Below are 9400 nucleotides of genomic sequence, written 5' to 3' on the forward strand. Positions count from 1 at the left end.
AGCGTCTATTGGTTCTTTTCAAGGGCTTCCTGCTGAGGCTTCAGAAGTCATTCTTTTGTCTCAGCGCTTGGCGCTCAAGTATAATACCACACACCGGTGCTCTTGTCAACACTTTTTGACATCTTTTTTCCAATTTCTTTGCGGTGGGGGGAAACGCCCCTGTTTTTCTCCTATTATAATAACCTCCTTTTCTTGACAAGGCGGCGGGCAGAACGTATTATGGAGTCATTCCAGTATCCTGTATTATGTAGCTATACTTATTATATAAAGGAGAAGCGCCATGTCCTGTGTCAACATCCGCGGCTGCCGCATCGGGGAGGGCCGCCCCAAGGTCATTCTGCCCATTGTGGAGCGCACCGAAGCTGCTATTCTGGAAAAGGCTGCGCAATTTTCAACATTGCAAGCCGAGTGCGTGGAATGGCGGGCAGACTGGTTCGAGGGCTTTCAGTCCCCCGCTGCCATTGCCCGCTGCGTGCAGAAACTGCGGGTCGCCCTGCGGGACAAGCTTCTGCTGGTGACCTTCCGTACCAAGGCAGAGGGCGGCGAGCAAGCGCTCTCCCATAAGGAATACCTTGCCTTTCTGCATCTGATCCTCGATACCGACTGCGCCGACATGCTGGACATCGAGTTCTTCACCGCCGGGGCAGACCTGCCCGCACTGGTGGAGCAGGCACATTCCGCCGGAGTCGCAGTGGTGTGTTCCAGCCACGATTTTACCAAGACCCCGCCCCGGGCAGAGCTTGTTTCCCGCATGGTGCAGATGCAGCAGGCCGGAGCCGACCTGCCCAAGCTGGCTGTAATGCCCCGGTGCCGCAGCGATGTGCTGGAGCTGCTGGCCGCCACCGCTGAGATGGCAGACCTTCACCCGGAAACGTCGGTCATTACCATGAGCATGGGGGCGCTGGGCGCGGTGAGCCGTCTGGCCGGGGAGACTTTCGGCTCTGCCATGACCTTTGCCAACCCCGGGCAGGCAAGTGCCCCGGGGCAGGTATCGCTGGACATCGTAAATGAAGTGCTGGATGCACTACATTTGTAACCAACAAATCGGAATTGATATAAAAAAGGAGGACACATAGATGAAAACAGTAGTTCTTTATAATATTATTTCTTTTATCATCATCGTTGCTTTGATTTTTGTCTTAAGGATTGTTAGTAAGAGTAATTTAAGACAAAATCAACAACTTGTTATTAAAGTCATTGCAATTATTTTAATTGTTTGTGTGATAGCGTTCGTGCTTTTTATTGATGCAATAGCATTTGGCATTATAGGACCAGTTCCAAATTAACAATTCCAGTTTGTCGCACATCCTGCCCAAAACATAAACCGGAACGATCTTCCCTTTTTCGGGTGGATCGTTCCGGTTTTTATGTTATATTGAAAATCGTTTTATGCCAGCTTGGCTTCCAGACGCTCACGGATGGCCTTGATAAAGCCCTCGCTGTCTACGGCGGTGGGGGTGATGCCCTCTGCCAGACCGCACAGGTCCTTGGTCATGATGCCCTCGTTCAGGGTCTGCAGGCTTGCAGCCTCCAGTGCCTCGCCAAAGTGCACCAGCTCCGGCAGGTTATCCAGCTCGCCGCGCTTCTTGAATGCGCCCGACCACGCAAAGATGGTAGCCATGGGGTTGGTGGAGGTCTTTTCGCCCTTCAGGTACTTATAGTAATGACGGGTGACGGTGCCGTGTGCGGCCTCGTACTCGTACTTACCGTCCGGGCTGACCAGCACACTGGTCATCATGGCCAGCGAACCAAAGGCGGTAGAGACCATATCGCTCATCACATCGCCGTCGTAGTTCTTGCAGGCCCAGACAAAGCCGCCCTCGCTGCGGATGACACGCGCCACGATATCGTCAATCAGGCTGTAGAAATAGGTAATGCCGGCAGCTTCGAACTTTTCCTTGTACTCGGCATCGTAGGTCTCCTGGAAGATATCCTTGAAGGTGTGGTCGTACTTCTTGGAGATGGTATCCTTTGCGCCGAACCACAAATCCTGCTTCACGTCCAGTGCATAGTTGAAGCAGCTGCGGGCAAAGCTGCGGATGGAATCGTCCTTGTTGTACTGACCCTGCAGCACACCGGCACCCTCAAAGTCAAAGACGGTGGCACGCTGCTGGCTGCCGTCTGCGCCGGTGAACACCAGCTCGGCCTTGCCCGCACCGGGAATGCGGAACTCGGTGCACTTATACACATCGCCGTAGGCGTGGCGGGCGATGGTGATGGGCTTTTTCCAGTTCTTGACCACCGGCTGGATGCTATCGATCATAATGGGTGCGCGGAACACGGTGCCGTCCAGCACAGCGCGGATGGTGCCGTTGGGGCTCTTCCACATCTCGTGCAGCTTGTACTCCTCCACGCGCTGGGCGTTGGGGGTGATGGTGGCGCACTTGACCGACACGCCGTACTTCTTGTTGGCGAGGGCGGCATCCATGGTCACCTGATCTGCGGTGGCATCGCGGTTGGGCAAGCCCAGATCGTAGTACTCGGTCTTGAGGTCCACAAAGGGGAGGATCAGCTCGTCCTTGATCATCTTCCACAAAATGCGGGTCATCTCGTCGCCGTCCATCTCCACCAGCGGGGTCGTCATCTTGATCTTTTCCATAGCAGGGTTCCCTTTCCTCTATCGGTTGTGTATTTTATGCCCCAGCAGGGGCGTTCCGGTTACTTGCGGTAGGCGTCTGCCAGCTTTTCAAAGGCGGGCAGGCTGCGCTTTACCTTTTCGGTGTCGATGCAATAGGCAAGGCGCACATAGCCCTTTACCCCAAAGCTGTCGCTGGGCACCAGCAGCAGATCAAATTCCCGGGCTTTCTGGCAGAAGGCGTTGGCGTCCTCTTCCAGTGCCTTGGGGAAGATATAGAAGGTGCCGCCCGGGCGCTCCACTTCAAAGCCCAGCGCGGTGAGCTTCTGGTACAGCAGCTCCATGTTGGTCTGGTAGACCGAAAGGTCGCTGGTCACCTTCTGGCAGCGGCTGACCGCCCGCTGGATGATGCTGGGCGGGCAGTTGTGGCCGGTAAAGCGGGAGATCTGGCTCATCATGTCCACAAGGATGTCCTCGCCCTCGCACCCCGGGCGCACCGCCACATAGCCCAGACGCTCGCCGGGCAGGCTCAGGCTCTTGGAGTAGGAGAAGCAGGTCAGGGTGTGGGGGTAGAACGCCGCCGGGTAGGGCACGGTCTTGCCATCAAACACGATGTCCCGGTAGGGTTCATCACTGACCAAGAAGATATTGTGTCCGTACTGGGCGCTTTTTTCGGTCAGAATCGCCGCCATGCGGGTCAGAGTATCGGCAGAGTAGACCACACCGGTGGGGTTATTGGGGGTGTTGATGAGCACGCAGGTGACCTTTTCGGTCAGCATCTGTGCAAAGGCATCCAGATTGGGCTGGAAGGTGGGTGCCTGCGGCGGCACCACCCGCAGCACTGCACCGGTGCCCGCCACATAGGGGCCGTACTCCGGGAAGTAAGGCGCAAAGGTCAGCACCTCGTCTCCGGGCTGGGTCACCGCCCGGATGGCGTGGGCGATAGCACCCGCCGCGCCGGTGGTGGGGAAGATGTGCTTTTGTGCGTAGGGCAGGCCGAAGGTCTCGGTCAGATGCGCCGCCACTGCAGTGCGGAAGCCCGGGTCGCCCTGACTGGGGCAATAGCCGTGCAGGCTTACCGGCTCTTCCTGTGCCAGCAGGGTCTGCATGGCCTCGGTGAACTCCGGCGGGCAGGGCACGCTGGGGTTGCCCAGTGAATAATCGAACACATTCTCGCTGCCGATCTGGGCAGCGCGCTGTCTGCCATACATGAAGGTCTCGCGGATGACGCTTTTGTTGTTCAGCATGGCGCGGTAGGTCTCGTTCAGCATACTACTTTCCCTCTGCTTTCCTTATATCTGCACAGAGCCTGTGCGGGGCGGCTCCCCCTCATTTATGAGCCGCAGCCGTATAGCTTTGTTCCAGCTTGATGATGCAGTTATAGGTGGGATCCTGTTCTTTGATGAACTGCTCCATCTGGGTCAGCAGTTCCACCTTGTCCCCGGCATAGCCTGCCGGGAGCACCAGATCGAAAAGCACATTGGTGTGGGTCTTGCCCGGCACGATGCGCAGGTCGTGCAGTGAGAGCGCCGGGTCCAGCTGGCGCAGCTTTTCGGTCAGGCGGCTGCGCAGCACCCCCACGGCGGCGTCCGAGGTGACGATGGGGTCATAGTGGATGGTCACCATCAGATGGTCGTTTTTCATAAAGTCCCGCTCGATGTTGTCGATCAGGTCATGCGCTTCCAGCGGGTCCTGCTCAGCGGGCAGTTCAACATGGATGGAGGCAAACTGGTGGCCGGGGCCGTAGTCGTGCACCATCAGGTCATGTACGCCCAGCACGCCGGGATAACCCATCACGGTCTGTTCGATATGCTCCACCAGATCCTCGCTGGGGCTTTCGCCCAGCAACGGGCTCAGGGTATCCATCACCAGACCCCAGCCGGAGATCAGGATGAACACCGCCACGCCCACGCCCATCAGACCGTCCAGTACATCCCAGCCGGTCACCCGGCAGAGGATGGCAGCCACCAGCACGGCAGCGGTGCTCAGCACGTCGTTGCGGCTGTCGGCAGCGGTGGCGATGAGGGTCTCGGAGGAAATGATACGTCCGATGGCACGGTTGAAGCCGCTCATCCACAGCTTGACCAGAATGGACACCACCAGCACCGCCACGGTCAGCCAGCCGAACTGCACCGGGGTGGGGTGCAACACCTTGGTGACCGATTCCTTCAGCAGGGAGAAGCCGATGCCCAGAATGGTCACGCTGACCACCAACCCGGCAAGATACTCAAAGCGGGCGTGGCCGTAGGGGTGCTCGGCATCCGGTGCCTTGGCGGCCAGCTTAAAGCCCACCAGACTGACGATATTGGAGGAAGCATCCGAAAGGTTATTCAGTGCATCGGCAGTGATGGCGATAGAGCCGAACAGGGTACCCACCACAAACTTGCCCAGACAGAGCAGGATATTGCACACCATGCCCACCACACTGGCCAGATTGCCGTAGGCGGCACGGACACGGGGATCCTGCGGAGAATTGGGACGGCGTATAAACAGACGAATCAAAAGCTGCGTCATAAAAGCTCCTTTCAGGCTGCGCATTTTCAGCGCACCCAATGTCCTTCTAGTATAGCATTTTACTTTATGGTTTTAAAGGCGTTTCAGAAATTTCATCCCATTACGCCGGATATCAAACCGGGTTGCCGCACAAAAAGCCCCGGCGGCCATGCGGTCGCCGGGGCTTTTCGGAGATTTTGGGACTGTCTGTTCACAGTCTCTTGTAATTAAGGAGGAGTGCGCAGGTTTTTATCACAGGATCGGGCTTTCAAGGTCGCCGGTATCAGCGATGCCGTGCTTCTCGGCGTAGCCGGTCAGCATCAGGGTCAGAGCGCCGTCACCGGTCACGTTGCAGGCGGTGCCGAAGCTGTCCTGCAGGGCGAAGATGGCCAGCATCAGAGCGGTACCGGCGTTGTCGAACATCAGGACGCCGGTGATCAGACCCAGAGAAGCCATGACAGTGCCGCCGGGCACACCGGGTGCGCCGATAGCGAAGATGCCGAGCAGCAGGCAGAACAGGATCATGGTGCCAACGCTGGGCAGCTTGCCGTACAGGATCTTGGAAACGGTCATGCAGAAGAACACCTCAGTCAGCACAGAGCCGCACAGGTGGATGTTTGCAAACAGGGGGATGCCGAAGCTGACCATGTCCTTACGCAGGACCTTGCTCTTGCGGGCGCACTCCAGCGCCACACCCAGCGTAGCAGCACTGGACATGGTACCGACAGCGGTCAGGTAAGCGGGGCCGTAGTGACGCAGCACTTCCCAGGGATTCTTGCCGGAGTAAGCACCGGCCAGCAGGTACAGCACAGCCAGCCAGATGTAGTGACCGGCCATAACGATGACGATGATCTGCAGGAAGGCGGGCAGCTGATGGGTGATGGTGCCCTCGTAGCTCAGGCCGCAGAAGGTGGCGGCAATGTAGAAGGGCAGAACGGGAATGATGACCTTGCTCACGATGTCCAGCACGATGTTCTGGAACTCGGCCAAAAAGTCACAGGTCAGCTTGCTGTTGGTCCAAGTGGCTGCCAGACCCACCAGAACGCTCAGCATCAGAGCGCTCATGACGCTCATGATCTGGGGAATGTTCAGCTCAAAGACGACGCCCGGCAGCTCGCGCAGACCGGCAACGTTGTTGTCGATGGACAGGTGCGGGATCAGGCCGTAGCCGGCGCCCATGCTCATGAAGGCTGCGCAGACAGAGGACACATAGGCGATGACGATGGCCACTGCCAGCAGACGGGAAGCGTTTTTGCCAAGCTTGGTGATGGACGGGGCAATGAAGCCGATGATGATCAGCGGCACACAGAAGGTAATGAGCTGACCCATGATGTACTGCAGGGTCACCACAACGCCCATGGTGCTCTCGTTGAACAGCTGGCCAAGGATGATACCAACAAAAATGCCCAGCAAAAGCCGGAATGGCAGACTATTGAATAGCTTTTTCATAACTTTAGTACCTCTTTCTTTTTCCCCGGAAAGGGGCTGGGTGGGGAGACTTATTCCGTCTCCGGGAGGTGTTTGTTCAGCATCAGATCAAGGATCACGCTGTCGCTGGTGCCGTGGGTGCTCAGGGTGGCAAAGTTGTCCAGCGTATACTCCACATTGTGCTCCACGATGCCGTCGGTGCTCTGCACCCGCACGCCGCGTACGCCCATGGCAGCTGCCTGACAGGCAGCGTTGACGCAGGTGGAGATCTTCAGCGCGCAGTCGGCCTTTGCGCCGTCGCATACCATGCCGGTGACGTTGCCCACCATGTTCTGGATGGTGCAGCATACCTCGTGGTAGCCGCCGCCCAGCAGATAGGCAATGCCGCAGGCTGCGCCGGTGGCAGCAACCGTTGCACCACAAAGGTTGCTCAGGCGGCCAAACTTGGCCTTGATGCGGATCGCGATCAGGTTGGAAAGGGTCACGGCGCGGAGCATCTTCTCCTCGTCGATGTCCAGCCAGCGGGCAGTTGCCACAACAGGCATGGTAGCCGTGATGCCCTGATTGCCGCTGCCGGAGTTTGCCACCACCGAGACCGGTGCGCCTGCCATACGGGCGTCCGCACCGGCAGAAGCGATGACCATGGCGTTGGTGGTCAGGTCGCGGGTCATCAGACCCTTGCGGCAGTTCAGTTCCAGATTGCGGCCAATGGCAAGGCCGTATTCCTTGGAAAGACCCTCGTTACTGATAGTCGTGTTCACCTGTACGGCGCTGCGGATGATGTCGATGGGGTCATGCAGGGGATCCAGCTCTTCAGTGCAGTAATCCCAGATGGAGCGGACGGTCAGAAATTCTGCGATCTGCTCCGGGGTCACCACATCGCTGTCCCCTGCTGCGGCGGGGTCGGCGTGCTGTTTGTCCAGCGTAGCCACGCCGTCCTGCTCCACCAGCACCACGTTGGTGTGCAGATCCCGCACCACCGCACGGCCGGTGTGGCCGTCGGCAGTAACAACCACCTCAACGTAGAGCTTCTGCGGCACCTGTGCCACTTCTACCTTGACCTTGCCTGCCTTGACAAGGGCTGCGGCTTCTTCCATCTGCTCCCGGGGCACATAGTTCATGACCTCCAGCAGGTGGACGGGGTCGCCGCCTACGGCACCAATGGCGGCGGCGTAATCCATGCCCTGATACGAGGTGCCCGGAATGCCTGCCGACATGGCGTTTTTGATAATATTGATGCTGGCGCGGACGGTCACGGACTCTACCCGTGTGCCGCCCGCCTTGCGGAGTGCTGCGCCCGCCTCTGCGGCGGTGAGAGCGACTGCGCCGGGCTCCGTACAGCCGGTGGCCAGCTCCATCTCACTGTTCAGGATGCGAACGAACATCTGTTTATCCATTTGGTTCACCGTTTCTTTTCTTCCCGTGCGGGGGAACTTACTTTACAGCAATGCACTCGATCTCCAGCGGAGCGTCCTTGGGCAGCTTGCCCACCTGCACCGCGCTGCGCGCGGGGTAGGGCTGCGCAAAGTACTCACCGTACACCTTGTTCATCTCTGCAAAATCGTTGATGTCCGCCAGAAACACCGTGGTCTTGACCACATTGGCCAGCGTCATCTCCTGCTGTGCCAGAATGGCCTGGATGTTCTTGAGGGATTGTGCAGTTTGGGCGGCGATGCCTTCCGGGATCAGGCCGGTGGCCGGATCGATGGGCAGCTGCCCGGATACATAGACGGTCTGCCCCGCAGCGATGCCCTGCGAATAGGGTCCGATGGCAGCGGGAGCATTGGGGGTAACGATCACCTGTTTCATCCGATTTTTCTCCTTTTCCATTTGTTGGGGAGGGCTGTCCTCCCCTTGCTGACACTATCCTAACGCAGTGAGAATATTTTGTCAATAATATTTTATTATCATGAGAACAAATTGTCGTGCATGACAAAAACACCCGAGAAATGTCATCACTTTGACGAAACAATGGATACAACGCACCTTCTTATTGTAAAAAACTGTCATTTCTGCTATGATAGCAATAGAACATGCGTGAGAATTTTTTCTCACGCGCTCCAGCAGTACAAAAGAGGTGAACGGGATGGATGCAAGACTTGAGCCTTATCGCGTAGTGGTATCTTTTCTAGGGGAGGCGCTGGGTCCGGACTACGAGGTAGTTCTGCACGACCTTACCAGTGAGGACGGTACCATTGTTGCCATCGTCAATAACCACATCAGCGGACGCACCGAGGGTGCGCCCCTTTCCAACATGGCGCTGCGCTTCATTCAGGAGCGGATGTATGAAAAGCAGGATTATCTGGCGGGCTATCAGGGCGCTTCGCAGGCCAAGGGGCGGCTGCGCTCCTCCACCATGTTCATCAAGGATAACGGCCAGCTCATCGGCATGCTCTGCATCAACTTTGATGCCGGCAAGTACAGCCGCATCGCGCAGGAGCTGCTTGCCCTCTGCGGGGCGCACACCGAGCCCTCCTCCACCGGCATCGGGGTGGAGAACTTTGTCAGTTCCCTGCCGGACGCCGTGCACAACGCCATTGCCGAGGTGACCGGCAGCGCCGGGCTGCCGCCCGACCGGCTGACCATGGAAGAAAAGATCCGCATCGTGGAGTCCTTGCACCATGCGGGCATCTTTTATATGAAGGGTGCCGTCAGCGAGGTCGCCGCCCAGCTGGGCTCCTCGGAGGCCACCATCTACCGCTATCTGAGCAAGCTGAAGTGAGCTGCGAACGAACTGCTCCATGAAAAAAAATCGCCCACTTGAGCGAAGAGGGGCAGTATCTTTGTGCCAATGAGGGGATTCCACAGTACGAAGATACTGCTTGCCGGTACAATGTCATCGATGAAACAAAAATAGTTTCATCACAGACGGTTATATGGTTGTGCCGATTTCCAAAACATAGT

General features: G+C 57.6%; 9 protein-coding genes. 3 read left to right on the plus strand and 6 right to left on the minus strand.

Translation table 11 applies throughout. From position 1 onward, the window contains the following. Positions 1-280 precede the first annotated feature (280 nt). Together aroD and C7J97_RS14060 are read left to right on the plus strand one after the other, a co-directional pair. Complete coding sequence (gene aroD, locus C7J97_RS14055; protein WP_113993332.1) at positions 281-1036, plus strand: type I 3-dehydroquinate dehydratase; 756 nt, start codon at positions 281-283, stop codon at positions 1034-1036. Positions 1037-1076: 40 nt separating this feature from the next. After that, a complete protein-coding gene (locus tag C7J97_RS14060) occupies positions 1077-1286 on the plus strand; it encodes a hypothetical protein (RefSeq protein WP_005925519.1) in 210 nt (69 codons plus the stop codon). Positions 1287-1387: 101 nt separating this feature from the next. Here C7J97_RS14060 and C7J97_RS14065 read toward each other — a convergent pair whose 3' ends face one another. The 6 genes from C7J97_RS14065 to C7J97_RS14090 form a co-directional block, all read right to left on the minus strand. Continuing rightward, positions 1388-2599, minus strand: coding sequence for an NADP-dependent isocitrate dehydrogenase (locus C7J97_RS14065; protein ID WP_005925517.1), 1212 nt, complete (start codon positions 2597-2599; stop codon positions 1388-1390). A 59-nt stretch (positions 2600-2658) separates the two neighbouring features. Continuing rightward, on the minus strand, positions 2659-3846 hold the full coding sequence (locus C7J97_RS14070) for a pyridoxal phosphate-dependent aminotransferase (protein ID WP_005925514.1): 1188 nt from the start codon (positions 3844-3846) through the stop codon (positions 2659-2661). Positions 3847-3904: 58 nt separating this feature from the next. Continuing rightward, on the minus strand, positions 3905-5089 hold the full coding sequence (locus C7J97_RS14075; protein ID WP_097782294.1) for a cation diffusion facilitator family transporter: 1185 nt from the start codon (positions 5087-5089) through the stop codon (positions 3905-3907). Between the two features lie 231 nt (positions 5090-5320). Continuing rightward, the gene (locus C7J97_RS14080; protein WP_113621542.1) at positions 5321-6517 is read right to left on the minus strand and encodes a dicarboxylate/amino acid:cation symporter; all 1197 of its coding nucleotides are present in this window, start codon (positions 6515-6517) and stop codon (positions 5321-5323) included. Positions 6518-6567: 50 nt separating this feature from the next. Continuing rightward, a complete protein-coding gene (locus C7J97_RS14085; protein ID WP_113621543.1) occupies positions 6568-7893 on the minus strand; it encodes an L-cysteine desulfidase family protein in 1326 nt (441 codons plus the stop codon). A gap of 37 nt (positions 7894-7930) precedes the next feature. Next, positions 7931-8305 carry a RidA family protein gene (locus tag C7J97_RS14090; protein WP_005925500.1) on the minus strand — a complete coding sequence of 125 codons (375 nt, stop codon included), beginning with the start codon at positions 8303-8305 and terminating at the stop codon, positions 7931-7933. A 277-nt stretch (positions 8306-8582) separates the two neighbouring features. On the opposite strand from C7J97_RS14090, the gene C7J97_RS14095 reads away from it, so the two are divergent. Continuing rightward, a complete protein-coding gene (locus C7J97_RS14095) occupies positions 8583-9218 on the plus strand; it encodes a helix-turn-helix transcriptional regulator (RefSeq protein ID WP_097785772.1) in 636 nt (211 codons plus the stop codon). The last annotated feature ends 182 nt before the right edge of the window (positions 9219-9400 follow it).

Origin of the sequence: Faecalibacterium prausnitzii (assembly GCF_003324185.1) — a bacterium.
Classification (GTDB): Bacteria; Bacillota; Clostridia; order Oscillospirales; family Ruminococcaceae; genus Faecalibacterium; species Faecalibacterium prausnitzii.

What these genes read in the sequence shown, in the direction of transcription:
- aroD (WP_113993332.1), top strand. Translation starts at nt 281, where the DNA reads ATGTCCTGTGTCAACATCCGCGGCTGCCGCATCGGGGAGGGCCGCCCC.
- C7J97_RS14060 (WP_005925519.1), top strand. Translation starts at nt 1,077, where the DNA reads ATGAAAACAGTAGTTCTTTATAATATTATTTCTTTTATCATCATCGTT.
- C7J97_RS14065 (WP_005925517.1), bottom strand. Translation starts at nt 2,599, where the DNA reads ATGGAAAAGATCAAGATGACGACCCCGCTGGTGGAGATGGACGGCGAC.
- C7J97_RS14070 (WP_005925514.1), bottom strand. Translation starts at nt 3,846, where the DNA reads ATGCTGAACGAGACCTACCGCGCCATGCTGAACAACAAAAGCGTCATC.
- C7J97_RS14075 (WP_097782294.1), bottom strand. Translation starts at nt 5,089, where the DNA reads ATGACGCAGCTTTTGATTCGTCTGTTTATACGCCGTCCCAATTCTCCG.
- C7J97_RS14080 (WP_113621542.1), bottom strand. Translation starts at nt 6,517, where the DNA reads ATGAAAAAGCTATTCAATAGTCTGCCATTCCGGCTTTTGCTGGGCATT.
- C7J97_RS14085 (WP_113621543.1), bottom strand. Translation starts at nt 7,893, where the DNA reads ATGGATAAACAGATGTTCGTTCGCATCCTGAACAGTGAGATGGAGCTG.
- C7J97_RS14090 (WP_005925500.1), bottom strand. Translation starts at nt 8,305, where the DNA reads ATGAAACAGGTGATCGTTACCCCCAATGCTCCCGCTGCCATCGGACCC.
- C7J97_RS14095 (WP_097785772.1), top strand. Translation starts at nt 8,583, where the DNA reads ATGGATGCAAGACTTGAGCCTTATCGCGTAGTGGTATCTTTTCTAGGG.